This window comes from Jiangella anatolica (genome assembly GCF_003236295.1).
Classification (GTDB): domain Bacteria; phylum Actinomycetota; class Actinomycetes; order Jiangellales; family Jiangellaceae; genus Jiangella; species Jiangella anatolica.
This window is the reverse complement of the sequence record NZ_POTW01000003.1, coordinates 80900-96623: the sequence shown is the minus strand read 5'-3', so window position 1 is coordinate 96623 and position 15724 is coordinate 80900. Positions and strand designations below refer to the sequence as shown.

The 15724-nt window shown below is 72.6% G+C and carries 14 protein-coding genes; 5 read left to right on the top strand and 9 right to left on the bottom strand.

The window, feature by feature from the left end:
- Positions 1-548: 548 nt before the first annotated feature.
- Positions 549-1553: a LacI family DNA-binding transcriptional regulator gene (locus tag C1I92_RS01990; protein WP_199520864.1), complete on the bottom strand. Its 1005-nt coding sequence runs from the start codon at positions 1551-1553 to the stop codon at positions 549-551.
- 204 nt (positions 1554-1757) lie between these two features.
- Here C1I92_RS01990 and C1I92_RS01985 point away from each other — a divergent pair, with 204 nt between their 5' ends.
- Genes C1I92_RS01985 through C1I92_RS01970 form a run of 4 tightly spaced genes read left to right on the top strand, consistent with a single transcriptional unit; the run spans position 1758 to position 5992 of the window.
- The gene (locus tag C1I92_RS01985) at positions 1758-3002 is read left to right on the top strand and encodes an ABC transporter substrate-binding protein (RefSeq protein ID WP_199520863.1); all 1245 of its coding nucleotides are present in this window, start codon (positions 1758-1760) and stop codon (positions 3000-3002) included.
- Positions 3003-3057: 55 nt separating this feature from the next.
- On the top strand, positions 3058-3999 hold the full coding sequence (locus C1I92_RS01980; RefSeq protein WP_111252977.1) for a carbohydrate ABC transporter permease: 942 nt from the start codon (positions 3058-3060) through the stop codon (positions 3997-3999).
- Positions 3996-4856 carry a carbohydrate ABC transporter permease gene (locus tag C1I92_RS01975; RefSeq protein ID WP_111252976.1) on the top strand — a complete coding sequence of 287 codons (861 nt, stop codon included), beginning with the start codon at positions 3996-3998 and terminating at the stop codon, positions 4854-4856. The genes C1I92_RS01980 and C1I92_RS01975 overlap by 4 nt, the downstream gene beginning before the upstream one ends.
- A gap of 38 nt (positions 4857-4894) precedes the next feature.
- Positions 4895-5992 (top strand): glycoside hydrolase family 172 protein, encoded by a 1098-nt coding sequence (locus C1I92_RS01970; protein WP_111252975.1) that lies wholly within the window; start codon positions 4895-4897, stop codon positions 5990-5992.
- Between the two features lie 60 nt (positions 5993-6052).
- Here C1I92_RS01970 and C1I92_RS01965 read toward each other — a convergent pair whose 3' ends face one another.
- Positions 6053-6988, bottom strand: coding sequence for an SDR family oxidoreductase (locus C1I92_RS01965; RefSeq protein WP_111252974.1), 936 nt, complete (start codon positions 6986-6988; stop codon positions 6053-6055).
- 166 nt (positions 6989-7154) lie between these two features.
- Here C1I92_RS01965 and C1I92_RS01960 point away from each other — a divergent pair, with 166 nt between their 5' ends.
- Positions 7155-7991, top strand: a complete 837-nt coding sequence (locus tag C1I92_RS01960; protein WP_111252973.1) for a helix-turn-helix transcriptional regulator — start codon at positions 7155-7157, stop codon at positions 7989-7991.
- Between the two features lie 467 nt (positions 7992-8458).
- Here C1I92_RS01960 and C1I92_RS01955 read toward each other — a convergent pair whose 3' ends face one another.
- From C1I92_RS01955 to C1I92_RS01925, 7 genes are read right to left on the bottom strand one after another with little or no spacing between them, the layout of a single operon-like run.
- On the bottom strand, positions 8459-9832 hold the full coding sequence (locus tag C1I92_RS01955; RefSeq protein ID WP_199520862.1) for a mannitol dehydrogenase family protein: 1374 nt from the start codon (positions 9830-9832) through the stop codon (positions 8459-8461).
- On the bottom strand, positions 9829-10875 hold the full coding sequence (locus tag C1I92_RS01950; RefSeq protein WP_111252972.1) for a lactonase family protein: 1047 nt from the start codon (positions 10873-10875) through the stop codon (positions 9829-9831). The genes C1I92_RS01955 and C1I92_RS01950 overlap by 4 nt, the downstream gene beginning before the upstream one ends.
- Complete coding sequence (locus C1I92_RS01945; RefSeq protein ID WP_233506823.1) at positions 10876-11916, bottom strand: mannonate dehydratase; 1041 nt, start codon at positions 11914-11916, stop codon at positions 10876-10878. It lies immediately after the preceding gene.
- Positions 11917-11933: 17 nt separating this feature from the next.
- Entirely contained in the window at positions 11934-12668 is a 735-nt protein-coding gene (locus C1I92_RS01940) for an SDR family NAD(P)-dependent oxidoreductase (protein WP_111252970.1), read from the bottom strand.
- On the bottom strand, positions 12665-13939 hold the full coding sequence (eno, locus tag C1I92_RS01935; protein WP_111252969.1) for a phosphopyruvate hydratase: 1275 nt from the start codon (positions 13937-13939) through the stop codon (positions 12665-12667). The genes C1I92_RS01940 and eno overlap by 4 nt, the downstream gene beginning before the upstream one ends.
- Positions 13936-14940 (bottom strand): phosphotransferase, encoded by a 1005-nt coding sequence (locus C1I92_RS01930; protein ID WP_111252968.1) that lies wholly within the window; start codon positions 14938-14940, stop codon positions 13936-13938. The genes eno and C1I92_RS01930 overlap by 4 nt, the downstream gene beginning before the upstream one ends.
- Positions 14937-15656, bottom strand: coding sequence for a GntR family transcriptional regulator (locus tag C1I92_RS01925; RefSeq protein WP_111252967.1), 720 nt, complete (start codon positions 15654-15656; stop codon positions 14937-14939). Before C1I92_RS01925 ends, C1I92_RS01930 begins: the two co-directional genes overlap by 4 nt.
- Positions 15657-15724: the final 68 nt, after the last annotated feature.

The window sequence follows — 15724 nt, the reverse complement described above, 5'->3', positions numbered from 1 at the left end:
GGACCATAGTGGGTGCCCCGGGCGCAACGCAAGGGAAAACGTGACGGCAATCAGCCGGCGCCGTCGCGCCGGCCGATACGACCCCACCCAGGTGATCTTCCGACGCCCGGGAAACCGGCGGATGCCCCGGAAACCGACGTTCGCGAGCCAGATCGGGACGTTGTCCGCCGGATTCCGGGGCATCCGCCGGATCCAGGGCGTCTGCCGGTTTCCCGGGCGTCCGCCGGTTTCCCGGGCCACGTTCGCTCCCTCTCCGGCCAGCGTGTGGCACCCAAACCCCAAACGGACCACGCGGGAGCTCCGACGGCCCGTCGCCACACTCCCCCCGTCCCCCTGATAGCTGCCCGTTCTTGGCCGGGACGGCGCGGGTCAAGTCCGCGCCCCCAACCACAAACACCCAATGACCAGCAGAGGCCGCGGACTTGAGGCGCGCCGGCCCGGCTAAGAAAATGGGCAGCAGGGGGACGGCCACCGCAGCACAACGGCCCATTGCACCACCGCGGGCCGACGCGGCAACTGCCGTCGCCGCCCCGGCCCAAGAGCGGCGATCAGCCCGGCGCCGGGAGCTCGCCGGAGCCGCGCGGGATGAGCGTCGTCGGGACCCGGACACCCTCGACCGGCGTGGCCGGATCGGCGAGCTGCCGCAGCAGCAGTTGCGCGGCGTTGCGGCCGACCGCCGCGGGATCCTGGGCGACGACCGTCAGGCCGGGCTCGAGGAGGTCGGCGAGCTCGACGTCGTCGAAGCCGACCATCGCCACCCGGTGCTGGGCGCCGGCGGCGTGCAGCCCCCGGACCGCGCCGACGGTGGTGCCGTCGCGGCCGGTGATCAGCGCGCTGGGCGGTTCCGGGAGCGCAAGCAGCTCGCGGACGGTCGCGGCGGCGAGCTCGGGCGCCTCGACGTCGGTGCGCACCAGCGCGTCGTCGGGAGCCAGCCCGTGCTCGCGCAGCCCGTCGAGGAAGCCGGCGTGCCGCTCGCGCATCGTCGCCGAGCGCAGGTCGGTGATGTAGGCGATGCGGCGGTGTCCGTGCGCGACGAGATGGCCGACGGCGTCGCGGGTGCCGCGCCTGCCGTCGGACAGCACGGCCGGCGCGGCGATGCCGACGGCCGGCCGGTCGACGAGGACGAGCGGGATGCCCTGACGCTGCCCCGCCGCCAGGTACGACTGGTCGCCCGGCGGCGGCGCGACAACGAGGCCGTCGACCTGGCGTGACCGGAGCTCCAGGATGAGGTCGCTCATGCGCCGCGGGTCCTCGTCGGTGCTGGCCGCGAGCACGAGCGAGCCGCGCTCACGCACGGCGTCCTCGATCTGGCGGTGCAGCTGCGCCTGATAGGGGTTGGCGACGTCCTCGAGGACGAGGCCGACGGTCCAGGTGGGCGTGCCGCGACGGCGCAGCGCGGACGCGGCATAGTTGCGGGTGTAGCCGAGCGCCTCGACCGCCCGCAGCACCTTCTCGCGCGACTCCGGGCGGACGTTGCCGGTCCCGTTGACGACGCGCGATGCCGTCATGGGGCTGACGCCGGCCAGCCGGGCCACGTCGTTGATCGTCGCCACAAGACCCTCCTCCAATTCTGAGGTCACGTTACCAAGGCGTGACCGTAGTGCTACGAACATCCTGCTGGACGCGCCACAATCCGAAAGGTAGCGTTACCACCGCTGGCGGCCGGGTCACGGCGGGCGCCAACGTTCGAACGGTCAGAGACGACGTGGGAGGACGCTGTGACGAAGACGAGGCAACGGATGGCGGCAGGAGCGGCTGTGCTCGCTCTCGCCGCGGGCCTCACCGCCTGTTCGGGTTCTGGATCCGACGACGAGACGTTCACGATCCTGCAGTACGAGACCACCTCGACGGCGCAGTACCGGGGGTGGCAGCGCGCGCTGGAGATCTTCCGGGAGGAGCATCCCGACGTCGAGGTCGAGTTCGCCAGCACCAGCTTCGACTCGATCCGGTCGAACGCGAAGATCCTGCTCACCGGCGACGACGTGCCGGACGTCATGCTGGTGAACACCGGCAACGCCGACGGCGGCCAGCTGGCCGCCCAGGGCCTGATCGACCCGCTGACCGACGTCGTCGAGGAGCGCGGGTGGGACGAGCGCATCACCGGCTCGGTCCGGTCGCTGGCCGTCTACGACGAGACCGGCCACGCCGGCTCGGGCGACTGGTACGGCGTGCCGAACGTCGCGTCGTTCTTCACCTTCTACTACAACGCCGACCTGCTCGCCGAGCACGGCTTCGACGGCCCGCCGGAGACGATGGCGGAGCTGGAGGCGATGTTCGACGCCTTCCTCGCCGACGGCGTCACGCCGGTGTCCAGCAACGCCGGCGAGCACGCCGTCCTGCAGACCTGGTGGCAGCTGATCTCGGCCGTCGCGGACCGGCCGGCCATCGACGACTTCATCTTCGTCGACGGCGAGCCCGACGTGACCTCCGGCGCGTTCCTCGAGGGCACCCAGCACCTGCAGGACTGGATCGAGGCCGGCTACCTCGGCACGCAGCTCGCGGGGATCAAGGCCGACGAGATGGAGCGGGCGTTCATCGCCGGCGAGTTCCCGTTCATGGCCAACGGCACCTGGTCGTTCGCCCGGGTCAGCGAGGAGGCGAGCTTCGAGTGGGGCACCTTCGCCTTCCCCGAGTCCGCGCTCAACGCCGGGGCGTCGGGCCACCTGTGGTCGGTGCCGGCCAACGCGAAGAACAAGGACCTGGCCTACGACTGGATCGAGACCACGCTCTCGCCCGAGGTGCAGAACGAGATCGCCGCGCTCGGCGGCATCCCCGTGGCCGGCGACACCGCGTCGATCGAGGACCCGCGCATGCGGGAGCTGAACGAGCAGTTCGACGCCATCCGCGAGCGCGACGCGCTCTCGTTCTACCCCGACTATCCGGTGCCCGGCCTGCTCGACTTCCAGATGAGCGGGCTGCAGGCGCTGGCCAACGGCTCGACGGACGCCGCCTCGTTCCTGGCGGACATGCAGGAGTTCTACGACTCCGGCAGCCAGTCCTGACCATCTCCGCCCGGACCCGCGCCGCCGCGGGTCCGGGCGCCGAACCGGAGCAGCCATGACCTTGATCTCCACCGCGCCCGCCACCGCGCCTGTCACCGAGGCGGGTCGCCGGCGCCGCCCGGTGACCTACTGGGCGTATCTGGTACCCATCGGGATCGGCTTCGGCGCGATCGTCCTCGTGCCCTTCGCGATGAACCTGTACTACAGCTTCTTCGACTGGAAGGGCGGCGCGGCGCCCAGGACCTGGGTCGGCCTGGACAACTACCGCGAGCTGCTGCGCGACGACGTCTTCTGGAGCTCGTTCGGCAACACGCTCTACCTGATCGTCGCGATCGCCGTCGTGCCGACGCTGATCGGGCTGCTCCTGGCCGCGCTGCTGTTCGACTACCTCGGCCGGTTGTTCGGGCCGCGGGTCGCCTCGGTGCTGCGGGCCAGCTACTACCTCCCGCAGATCCTGCCCATCGCCGTGGCCGGCGTCGTGTGGGCGTGGATCCTGGAGACCCGCGACGGCGCGCTGAACTCGACGCTGCGGGCGCTCGGGATCGCCGGCGGCCCGGACTGGCTCGGCGACCCGGACATCGCGCTGCGCTCGGTCATGATCATGCTGATCTGGCTGCAGATCGGCTACCCGGTCGTGATCTTCATGTCCGCGCTGCAGCGGGTCGAACCGGAGCTCCACGAGGCGGCCGAGCTCGACGGCGCCGGCTGGTGGCGCCGGTTCCGGGCGATCACCGTCCCGCACATCCGCACCGACATCTACGTCGTCGTGCTCACCGCCACGATCGGGGCGATGAAGCTGTTCGCGCCGATCCTGATCCTCACCAAAGGCGGCCCCGAGAGCTCGACGTACGTCCCGTCGTACTTCTCGTACCGGAACTTCTTCGAGCTGTCCCGGGTCGGCTACGGCGCGGCCTCGGCGACCACGCTGGCGATCGTCATCGGGCTGGTCGCGGCGGGGCTGATCTTCTGGCAGGCGCGTTCGATGGAGGAGCGATGAGCACCCGGCGACGTCGCGACCGGCGCGTCGTGGCGCTGCTGACCACCCGGCGGTGGGCGCTGCTGATCGTCGCGGCGCTGGTCGCCGTGGTGATGCTGGTGCCGTTCTACCTGCTGGTCAGCAACGCGTTCAAGACCGGCGCGGACTACTCGCAGCGCGGCCCGCTCGCGTTGCCCGAGCCGTGGACGTTCTCGGCGTTCGACCGCTACCTCGGCAGCGTCGATTACCCGCGGCTGCTGACGAACTCCGTGCTGATCGCCGGCGTCGTGGCCGTCGTGGGCGTGGCGGTGTCGATGCTCAGCGCCTACGCCATCGGGATCGGCCGCGTGCGCGGGCGGACCTGGGTGGTGTTCGTCCTGCTGATGGCGACGATCCTGCCGCAGGAGGCGCTGATCTACCCGCTGTTCACCGGTGCGCAGGCCGTCGGGCTGCAGAACTCGGTCTGGTCGGTCGTGATCATCTTCATCGTGCTGCAGGCGGCCTTCGGCACCTACCTGCTCAGCTCGGTGCTCGGCACGTTCCCGGCGGAGCTGCTCGAGGCCGCCCGCGTCGACGGCGCGAACCGCTGGGTGATCCTCACCCGCATCGTCGCGCCGGTGCTGCGGCCGACCATGTCGGTGCTGCTGGTGTTCTTCTTCGTCTGGACGTGGAACGAGTTCTTCATCCCGATGATCATGCTCATCACGCCGGACGCGCAGACGATCCCGATCGCGCTGGCCGCCCTCAAGGGACAGAACACCCTCGACGTCACCCAGCTGGCCGCGGCGTCACTGCTGTCGCTGCTGCCGACGCTGGTCTTCTTCTTCCTCTTCCAGCGCACCCTCACGCGCGGAGTCACCGCCGGGGCCGTCAAGTGAGCGCTCCGGCCGCCGTACCGACCTTCTGGAGCTCGCCTGTGTCTCTCGATCTGCCCGCCTACGCCCGCCTGGACCGCACCCGGAGCCGATCCATCAGCGCGGAGAACCCCACCGGTGCGCCCGGCGCCGGTGGCGCCGCCGCCTCGCGGCTGGGTCCCGGACGCAAGGGCCGGCCGTGCATCACGATCGGCGCCGGCGAGACGGCGACGATCGCGGCGATCGACGGGCCGGGCGTCATCCGGCATCTCTGGTTCACGCTGCCGCGGGCCACCGCCGCCGGCCCGTACGTGCTGCGCGACCTCGTCCTGCGGATCACCTGGGACGACGCCGACGCGCCCGCCGTCGAGGTCCCGTTCGGCGACTTCTTCCTCAGCGGGTTCGCCACCGCGTCGCCGGTGTACTCCGCGCCGATGGTGGTCGCGCCCAACGGCGGCTTCAACTGCTATCTGCCGATGCCGTTCCGGCGGGCCGCGCGGATCGAGCTGCGCAACGAGCACGCCGGCCCGATCGAGGGGGTGTTCTACCAGGTCTCCTACTCCCTCGGCGACGCGCTGGAGGACGACCTCGGCTACCTGCACGCGCAGTGGCGGCGGACCGGGCCGGACGTGCCGCGCGGCACCGACCACGTCGTGCTCGACGACGTCAGCGGGCGCGGCGCCTACGTCGGCACCTACATCGGCGTCACCGCGCTCGAGCGGTTCTGGTGGGGCGAGGGCGAGCTGAAGTTCTTCATCGACGACGACGAGAGCCTGCCGACGATCTGCGGCACCGGCCTGGAGGACTACGTCGGCGGGGCATGGGCGTTCCAGGACCACCTCGGCGCCGTCCCGGTGCCGCGGAGCCAGACCTTCAGCACCGCCTATCTGGGCTACCACCAGCGCCTGGTCGAGGACGAGACCGCCATCTCGCCGTACGACACGACGATGCCGCCCAGCCACGGCATGTACCGCTGGCACCTGCCCGACCCGATCCGGTTCGGCACCGGCCTGCGGGTCACCCTCCAGCAGATCGGCGACCGCGGGGGCCTGCTGTTCGAACGCGCCGACGACGTCTGCACGACGGCCTACTGGTACCAGGACGCCCCCGGCGGCCAGGGGCCCTCCCTGCCACCAGCCGCTCGGCGCGAACCACGCTGAGGCCGCGGCTGGTCCAGGAGCGCGTGCCCGGGCTCCCCCGTGACGGAGCCTGGGCACGCCTCAGACCGGGAACCGCACGCCGACCAGGCCCTCGGAGACCTCCCAGAGCCGGCGGGCGTCGTCCATGCTGCGCAGCGGCTCCCACAGGTCCCGACGGGCGGGCGGGCCGCTCATGTCGCCGCGTCGCCTGGGACCGTAGAACTCGCTCCCCCGCGCGGCCGGGCCGGTCGCGGCCAGCAGTGCCGGCAGCGCGGCGGTGTCCGGCGTACCCGCCAGGCCCAGGCGCGAGAGCACCCGGATCATGCGGACCGAGCCGGTGTCCTTCTGCCGCCCCATGCCGGGCTGAGCGGAGAGCAGGTTCGTCGGAGAGACCCCGGGGTGGGACAGGTTGCTGGTGACGCCCCACCCCGCCACGGCGCTGCGCTGGTCGAGCTCGCGGGCGAACAGGCCCACGGCGATCTTCGACTGCCGGTAGGCCTTCATCGCGTCGTAGCCGCGTTCCCAGTTCAGGTCGCCCCAGTTGATCGCGCCGCTGCGGGCGGCGACGCTCGTCTGGTGCGTGACCCTCGCCCGGCCCTGCCGCAGCAACGGCAGGAGTCCCAGGGTCAGCGCGAAGTGGCCGAGGTGGTTGGTGCCGAACTGCAGCTCGAACCCGTCCTTGGTGAGCTGCCGGCTGGGCGGGGTCATCACGCCGGCGTTGTTGACGAGGAGGTGGATCGGACGGCCGTCGCCCACCAGGTGATCGGCGAGGCCCGCCACCGACTCGAGCGAGGACAGGTCGAGGGCCCGGGTGACGATCGTCGCGCCCGGAACGAGACCGCGGATCCGGTCGGCGGCGTCCGCGCCCTTGGCGGGGTTGCGCACCGGCATGATCACCTCCGCGCCCGCCGCGGCGAGCCGGGTGGCGATGACGAACCCGATGCCGTCGCTGGCTCCGGTGACGACGGCGAGCCTGCCGGTCTGATCGGGGATGTCGATGTCGATGGTCCGAGCCATGGGTGGTCTCCTTCGTTTCGCGGCGGGTCCGCCGCGGATCGGCCTGCGTTCAGGCTGCGACCTCGCCGCGCGCGGATGAAGGGCCTCCTGATCCACTGATCGACGATCCGTGGTTCCGGCGCCGCGCAGCCGGTAGAAAGGTCCACATCACGAGAGAAGGACACGCATGCTCATCGACCGGCCGGGACTGGCGGCGTTCCTCCGGCACCGCCGCGAGTCGCTGCAGCCCGAGGACGTCGGCCTTCCGCGCGGCCGGCGGCGCCGGACCAGCGGGCTACGACGCGAGGAAGTGGCCGCCCTCTGCCACATGTCGACCGACTACTACGCGCGGCTGGAACGCGAGCAGGGGCCGCAACCGTCGGAGCAGATGATCGCCTCGATCGCGCAGGGCCTGCACCTCTCCCTCGACGAACGCGACCATCTGTTCCGGCTGGCCGGTCACCACCCGCCGGTCCGGGGCCCGTCCGGCGAGCACATCGGCCCCGGCCTGCTGCGCATCCTCGACCGCCTGCACGACACTCCCGCGGAGATCGTCACGGAGCTCGGCGAGACGCTGCGCCAGACCCCGCTCGGCGTCGCACTCACCGGCGACCGGACCCAGTACACCGGCCCGGCGCGCAGCATCGGCTACCGCTGGTTCACCGACCCCTCGACCCGCGACCTGTACGCGCCGGAGGACCACTCACTGCTGTCGCGCTCTTACGCCTCCGGCCTGCGCCAGGTGGTCACGCTCCGCGGCCCCGGCTCCAGGGCGGCGCAGTACGCGGACCTCCTCCTCGCGCGGAGCGAAGAGTTCCGCGGTCTCTGGAACGAGCACGAGATCGGTGTCCGCCCCAGCGACGCCAAGCGCTTCGTCCACCCCGAGGTCGGCCGGCTGGACCTGCACTGCCAGACGCTGTACGACCAGGACCAGTCGCACTTCCTGCTCGTCTACACCGCCGTTCCCGGCAGCGAGAGCTACGAGAAGCTGCAACTGCTCTCCGTCCTCGGCACGCTCCGCTGACAGCGAGTCGATGGCGATATTCGCCAAGTGGATCTTGACTCATCGGTGAACACGTGGTGAAGATCATTGCCGACACATCCCTGAATCACGCAATGGCGACAATTGATCGCATATCGCCGACCATCCAGGGGTGCTACCACGAGTATGTAACGCCAGCCTCTGACCGTCACCGTCGTGTTCGAGACGCCGTACGCGCCGTGGCAGACGCTGTTCTCGATCCTGCTGCCGGCACATGTGGCGGCCACGTACGGCGACCTCGCGACCCCGGAGGGACTGGCGACCAGCTTCAACGAGGGGCTGACGAACAACGTCCCCGAGTGGTCGGGCGGGCCCTACTTCATCGACGAGGTCCAGCCCGACGTCGCGATCATCGAGAAGCCGAACCCGAACTGGTACGGCGAGACGTCGCCCAGCCTGGACTCGGTCCCGTCACGACGCCTCCTCCGCTTCAGAGGTCGGCCACGCGGTCACACGAGCGGCCGGTCGAGGAGCGTGCGTACGGCCGACTCGACCCGGGCGGCGAACCGCCCGTCGCGGGCCAGGTCGGCGTCCACCCGGCCGAGCAGGTCCCCGATCGTCGCGCCCGGTTCGACGGTCCCGGCCAGGGTCGACGCGACCCAGGCGCCGAGCGCCTGAGCGCAGCCGAGGGCGTTACCGCCGGTGGCCAGCTCGCGGCGCGCCACCGGGACCACCCGCAGCCGCACCTTGGTGAGCCCGTCGATCGCGATCTGGTCGAGCCGGTGCGCGATGCGCGGGTTCTCGAATCGCGCCATCAGCTGCACCCGGTAGCGGTCGAGGTCGAGCCCGGACGGGAGCTGGCGGACGCCGTCCGCCCACAACCGCTCCACCGCCCGCCGGCACCACGGGTCGGCGATCGCGTCGGCCACCGTCCGGCAGCCGCGCAGCGGCCCGGCGAACGACAGCAGGGAATGGGCGCCGTTGAGCAGCCAGAGCTTGCGCAGTTCCCAGGGTTCGATCCGGGCCACGAACCGGGCCGCGGCCTCCTCCCAGGCGGGCCGCCCGGCCGGGAACTCGCCGGCGAGTACCCAGTCCGAGAACGGCTCGGTGACGACCGGCGCGACGTCCAGCCAGCCGGTCGCGTCACGGACCGCCTCCGAGAGGCTCGGCTCGCTGCGCGGCGTGATCCGGTCGACCGACGTCGCCACGTAGGCCACCTCACGCGACACCCAGCGGGCCAGCTCCGCCGACGCCGCGTCGGCGAACGTTCCGATCGCGCCGGCCAGCAGCCCGGCGTTGTCGGGCAGGTTGTCGCAGGACACCAGCGCGATCGGCCCGGCCCCGGTCCGGCGGCGCGCCTCCAGGCCGGCAACCAGGCGGCCCAGCACGGTCACCGGCCGCAGCGCGGCCGGATCGGCGCCCGCGGGGATCGCCTCGCCGAGCAGGCGCAGGTCAGCGGCGACGGCGGGATCGGTCCGGTCCGGCGTGCCGTCGCCGCCCAGCCGGTATCCGGCTTCGGTGATGGTGAGGGTGACGACGGCCGTCCGCGCACGCCCCAGCGCCGCGGCGAGCTCGTCGACCCGCTCGCCCGGCTCGGCCCGCGCGATGCTGCCGATGACCTCGAACCGGTCGCCGTCCGGCCCGCGCTCGACCAGGGTGTACAGCCCGTCCTGGGACGTGAGCCGGTCGGCCGTCTCCCGCGAACGGCCGGTGAACCCCAGGATGCCCCACTCCCCCGGCTCGGCCGCGTGCGCCGTGTACCAGGCCTGATGGGCCCGGTGGAACGCGCCGACGCCCAGGTGGACCATGCGGATCTCGGGCTCGGGCAGGTCGACGCCGCGCGCGGCGAGCGCCGCCCGCGAGAGCGGTGCCGCGGCGGTCACGGCCCGGCCACCCGCGTGCCCTGCACAGCGACGACGCAGGCCGGGCTCGCCACGTCCGCCGCGCGGCCGGTGAACGACGGCACGCCGGTGCGGGCGTCGACCGCGAAGATCGCGACCGTGTGCGACCGTTCGTTGGCGACGTACAGGTGATCGCCGATCAGCGCCAGGTGGCGCGGCCATTCACCCTCGACGGGTGTCTCCGACAGCGGCTCGACGGCGACGCCGGCGGCGCCGAAGGTGGTGACGGTGTCGGCGCCGCGGTTGGCGACGTACAGGAACCGGCCATCGGGTGAGACGGCCAGCTCGCTCGGGTAGGTGCGATTCCGGCCCGGCGAGACGGTCGATGCCACCGTGGCCTCCTCCCGCAGCTCTCCCGAGCCGGCCACCCGGTACATGCTCACCGTCGCGTCGAGCTCGTTCGCGACGAACAGCCGGCCGTCGGGATGGGTGGCGAGATGGCGCGGTCCGCTGCCCGGCCGGGTCGCCGTCACGGGCCCCGGGCGGAGCCGCCCATGGTCGAGGGTGAAGGCGCGAATCGCGTCGGCGCCGAGGTCGGTGACCCGGACCGTGCCGTCCGGACCCGTCGACACGTGGTGGGCATGGGGAGCGTCCTGACGGCCCCGGACCGACCCCGACCCCTCGAACGAGACCAGGTCGGTGCGCTCGGCGAGGCGGCCGCCGGCGTTCACCCGGTGGACGCTGACGGAGCCGGAGCCGTAGTGCGCCACGAGGACGAACCCGCCGTCCGGCGACACCGTGAGGTGACACGGGACGGCGCCGCCCGCCGGCCGCACGCCGAGATCCTGCAAGGCACCCGACGGCGTGATCGCGAGCGTCCGGACGCCGCCGGCATCCCACCCGTCGACCGCGTAGAGGAATCGGCCGTCCGCACTGCCGGCGAGGAAGCTCGGCTCGTCGGCCGGCACGGGCGGGGCGAGCTCGCGCAGGTCACCGGTCCGCGCGTCGCGCGCAAACCCGTGGATTCCGGCGCCCCGGCCGCCGGCGGCGGCGGTGAACGTCCCGACGACGACGAGCTCGGTCATTCACACCTCCGCCGGCGCGGTCCCAAGCGCGTTCAGGACGCCCTGCAGGTAGCCGATCGCGTGGGCGCGGCCCCGGCTGCAGTACGCGGCCGGCGAGGTGTCGCCCCACGTGTCGGCGTCGCCCACCATGGCCGGAACATGGTCGTCGATGATGAACCCGTCGAAGCCGACGGCGGCGAGCCGCCTGAGGACCGCCGCCGGGTCGAGGTTGCCCTCGCCGAGGAAGCACTCCTCGAACCGCGGCACGGTGCCGCGCACGTCGCGGAAGTGCACGTAGAAGATCTTCCCGCGCGGTCCGAAGTAGTCGATGACCCGGTCGACGCTCTCGTGACCGGCCAGCTCCGACACGCTGCCCAGGCAGAGGTTCAGTCCCCAGGCCGGGCTGCCGCCGGACAGCTCGTGTGCGCGCTCGAGTCCCTCCGGGCTGGACAGGATCCGGGCGATGCCGCCGAGCGGCCGGTCGACGGGTGGGTCGTCCGGGTGCAACGCCAGCCGCACGCCGGCCTCCTCGGCGACCGGGAGCACGGTCTCCAGGAAGACCCGATAGTGGTCCCACAATTGCTCGGCGGCGATCGGCTCGGCACCGGTCGCCGACGGGGTCAGCTTGTAGGCGGCGAGCGCATTGCCCTCGTCGACGCGGTCCGCGTCGAACGCCGTGACCAGCGCCCCGCCGCGGCCGGCGGCGCGCAGGTCCGTGCGCCACACGTAGCCAGGCAGGAAGTGGTGCCCGAGCACAGTGATGCCGGCCGCGGCCAGATTGCGGATCGTCCGGCAGTAGTTGGCCAGCTGGGCCTCGCGGCCCGGCCGGCCGAACAGCACCTTGTCCCAGTGCCAGAGCGGCACGTTCTCGATGCCCTCGACCCGCAGGCCCGCGTCCTCGCACCGCCGGCGCAGTGCAACGAGCTCGTCCACCTCCCAGTAGCCGTGCTCGCCGCTCAGGTTGCTCGGCGTGTGGAACTGGACGCTGCTCAGCCCCAGCTGCCGGGCGAACGCCAGCACTGTGTCGTCGAGCTCGTCGATGTGGCCCATGGCCAGCCGCATGCCCACCCCGTCCCTCCCTAGCCGGCCAGCAGGCCGCCGTCGACGACCAGGTCGGTGCCTGTGACGAAGTCGGCGTCGTCGGACGCGAGATACAGCGCGGCCTTCGCGATCTCCGTAGGATCGCCCAGGCGGCCCATCGGCTGACGGGCGACCAGCCGAGCCCGCGCCGCGTCGGCGTCGTCGGCGGCCGCCAGCAGCCGGCCCACCCAGGGCGAGTCGACGGTGCCGGGCGACAGGCTGTTGCAGCGCACCCCGGTGCCGGCGTACTGCACCGCGACCGCGCGGGTGAACGACACGACGGCGCCCTTGCTCGCGCAGTACGCGGCCCGGTCCTTCAGGCCGGCCGAGGCCGCCGCCGACGCGGTGTTGACGATCGACCCGCGCCCGGCGGCCAGCATCGACGGCAGTGCGTACTTGGTGCACAGGAACACGCCGAGCGCGTTGACGTCGAACACCCGCCGCCACTCCTCAGCCGTGCACGAGACCGGGTCAGCGGTGGACCCGATGCCGGCGTTGTTGCACAGCACGTCCAACCGGCCGGTCTCGGCCACCACGCGCTCCATGAGCTCCCGCACGGCGGGCTCCTCGACGACGTCCAGCCGCACCGCACGCGTCCCCGCCGGGCGAACGCCGTCCGCGCGGTCCGCGGCGTACACGACGGCGCCCTCCTCGGCGAACAGGCGGGCCATCTCGAACCCGATCCCGGACGCCGCACCGGTGACGACCACCGTGCGCCCGTCGAACCTGTTCATACCGCCGCCTCCCGCCAGGGGTTGGTGAACGTGGTGTCCTCGGTCGCCTCGAGCTCGAGCAGCCGGTTCCACTTCGCGCAGCGCTCGGACCGGTGCACGGAGCCGACCTTGATCTGGCCCGCCCGCCAGCCCACCGCGAGGTCGGCCAGCCAGTCGTCCTCGGTGTCGCCCGATCTGGCCGAGACCACCGTCGCCCACCCGGCGCGCTGCGCGTCGTCGAGCACGCCGCGGGCGCCGCGCAGGGTGCCGTTCTGGTTGACCTTCACCAGGACGGCGTTGGCCGCGCCCCGTCGCACGCCCTCGGCCAGCCGGGACGGATCGGTCGCGAACAGATCGTCGCCGATCACCTGGACGCCCGCCAGACGCCGCGTGCCCGCGGCCCAGCCGTCCCAGTCGTCCTCGTGCAGCGGGTCCTCGACGGACACGACGGGGTGCCGCGCGACCCAGCCGGCGATCTCGTCGACGAGCTCCGCGGTCGCCAGCGTGCGCCCCTCCGAGCCCAGCTCGTAGCCGTCGCCCGTCCACAGTTGGTTGGCCGCCACGTCGATCGCCACCGCGACGTCGGTCCCCGGCGTGAACCCGGCGGACTCGATCGCGCGCACGAGCAGGTCGAGGGCCTCGGCATTGCCGCCGAGCGGCACGCCCAGCCCGCCCTCGTCGGCGACCAGCACGGCGGCGCCGTGCCCGGCGGCCAGCGCCAGCCGCCGCGCCTCTTCCCGGACCCGGGCGCACCACTCCAGCGCCTCGGTGAAGCCGGCCGCGCCGAGGGGGATGACGAGCAGGTCCTGGACGTCGATCGCCCGTCCCGCGTGCGCGCCGCCGGAGATGACATTGATCATCGGCATCGGCAGCGGCAGCGCGCCCGGCCCGTGCAGCCAGCGTGCCAACGACATGCCCGCGGCCGTCGCGCCCGCCCGGGCGGCCGCGACCGACACCGCGAGCACCGCGTTGCCGCCCAGGCGCGCGTAGCGGCTGCTGCCGTCGAGCTCCTCGAGGAGCAGGTCGACGGCGTCCGGCTCGGCCGTGTCGAGCCCGCGCACCGCGTCGGCCAGCACCGTGTTCACCTGCTCGACCGCGCGGCGCACGCCCTTGCCGCCGTACCGGTGGCCGCCGTCGCGCAGCTCGACCGCCTCGTACGACCCCGTCGACGCGCCGGAGGGGACGACCGCCCGTCCGGACGAGCCGCCGGACACCGTCACCCGGCAGGCGACGGTCGGCCGGCCGCGCGAGTCCAGGGCCTCCCAGGCCACGACCTGATCGATCCGCGTCATCGCTCCTCCAGTGCGTCCCACACGTCCGCCGTCGATGGGTCGGTGCCGCGCAGCACGCGCAGCGCCGCCCGGCGGACCTGGTCGAGCCGGGCCGCGGTCAGATAGTCGACGGGTGATCTGCCGTCCACCCGCGCCAGCAGCAAGGCGGCGACGTGCCAGCCCAGCAGCGGCAGCGCCGCCTCGGCACCCGCCTCCGCCTGATACGCGGCGGCGAACCGGCCGGCCGCGGCACGGAACACCCGCGGCCGGGACGCGAGGACGGACTTCAGCATCAGGTGAGCAGTCATGAACGCGACGTCGAACGCCGGAGCGCCGGCCTTGGCGACCTCGGCGTCGACGATCCAGCACAGGTCCCCGCCGACCAGGACGTTCTTGGGCGAGAAGTCGCCATGGACGAGACAGTCGCGCCTCACGGTCAGGTCGTCGAGGCAGGCCTCGAGGGCGTCCGCCACCGCGGGATGGTGACGCTGGACCTCACGGTGGAACGGCGTCAGCCGCAGCTGGTCGAACGCCTCGTCGTCCTGGAACCGGTCCAGCAGCTCCGGCCGTCCACGGGTGCCCCGGTGCCAGCGGCCCAGCGTCTCGCCGAGAAGCTCGGGGACGTCGCCCGTCACGGCGTGCGGGTCGGTCAGCAGGACCGACTTCCAGCTGGCCGCATCGGGCGGCGCGGCCTGCAGAACCAACGCCATCAGCGACTCGTCGACGGCGACGACCTCGGGCACACGGCCGGGTGTGAGGTCGTGGTAGACGGCAAGGGCGGCGGCCTCGCTCAGCGTCCGTTCCCGCTTGGCCCACCACTCGGCCCGCACCCGCAGGCGAGGAAGCGCCTGCTTGACGACGACCGAGCGGGCGGACGTGTCGACGCGTAGGACGACGCTGGACACGCCGCCGGCCAGCTCGCCGGCCGTCGCAGGTGAGCCGTCGAGCACACCCCGGTCACGCAGGAAGCCCACGACCGTGTCCGCGGTCAGCAGCGGGCCGGCCGGAGCGCGCCCCGTCATGCGAAGTGGTCCGGGAACCGCCGGGTCAGCTCCGGGGTCAGCGCGGACACCCGGCGGGCGTGGGCACGCACCAGGTCCTCGCCGCCGATGGCGTCGCCGGACTCGAGTGCGTCCACGATGCTCGCGTGCTCGGCGATGACCTCGGAGATGAGCGCGCGGTCGGGGAGCACCAGCCGGCGCATCCGATCGAGGTGGACCTTCGTGCGCCGCACCGTCGCCCAGACGCCCGGATGGCCGCTGAGCGCGAAGATCCGCCCGTGCAACGCCTCGTCCAGCTCGAAAAGGCCGTCCAGGTCGCCGGCGTCGAGAGCATGCCGTTGATCCTCGATCAGCCGCCGCAGCCCGGCCACGTCGGCGGCGGCCAGCGGCATCGCCACTTTGATCGCCGCGATCTCCAGGCTCTCCCGGACGAACCGGGCCTCTTCCACCTCCGCCAGCCGGATCTTCGCCACAGTCGTGCCCACCTGCGGCACGACGTCGACCAGCCCGGCATCGGTCAGGCGCGCGATCGCCTCGCGGACGGGGGTGCGGCTCACCCCCAGGTCGCGGGCGAGCTCGGTCTCGCTGAGCGGCTGTCCCGGCAGCAACCGCAGTCCGCGGATCGCCTCGAGCAGCTGCTCGAACACCTGGTCCGAGGCCCGGCCGCCGCGCCGGGTGCGTTCGACCAGCGACAGCACGGCCGCCCGCCGCCCGTCGTCGAGCGCACCCTCTCCCATGCCGCGGGATACTTGCATACAAGTATCCCGCGCTGCAAGACTGCGATCTCCGATCCGTCGGAAGGAGT

Coding starts and splice junctions, on each gene's coding strand:
- C1I92_RS01980 (WP_111252977.1), top strand. CDS start 3,058: ATGACCTTGATCTCCACCGCGCCCGCCACCGCGCCTGTCACCGAGGCG.
- C1I92_RS01975 (WP_111252976.1), top strand. CDS start 3,996: ATGAGCACCCGGCGACGTCGCGACCGGCGCGTCGTGGCGCTGCTGACC.
- C1I92_RS01965 (WP_111252974.1), bottom strand. CDS start 6,988: ATGGCTCGGACCATCGACATCGACATCCCCGATCAGACCGGCAGGCTC.
- C1I92_RS01960 (WP_111252973.1), top strand. CDS start 7,155: ATGCTCATCGACCGGCCGGGACTGGCGGCGTTCCTCCGGCACCGCCGC.
- C1I92_RS01950 (WP_111252972.1), bottom strand. CDS start 10,875: ATGACCGAGCTCGTCGTCGTCGGGACGTTCACCGCCGCCGCCGGCGGC.
- C1I92_RS01945 (WP_233506823.1), bottom strand. CDS start 11,916: ATGCGGCTGGCCATGGGCCACATCGACGAGCTCGACGACACAGTGCTG.
- C1I92_RS01940 (WP_111252970.1), bottom strand. CDS start 12,668: ATGAACAGGTTCGACGGGCGCACGGTGGTCGTCACCGGTGCGGCGTCC.
- eno (WP_111252969.1), bottom strand. CDS start 13,939: ATGACGCGGATCGATCAGGTCGTGGCCTGGGAGGCCCTGGACTCGCGC.
- C1I92_RS01930 (WP_111252968.1), bottom strand. CDS start 14,940: ATGACGGGGCGCGCTCCGGCCGGCCCGCTGCTGACCGCGGACACGGTC.
- C1I92_RS01925 (WP_111252967.1), bottom strand. CDS start 15,656: ATGGGAGAGGGTGCGCTCGACGACGGGCGGCGGGCGGCCGTGCTGTCG.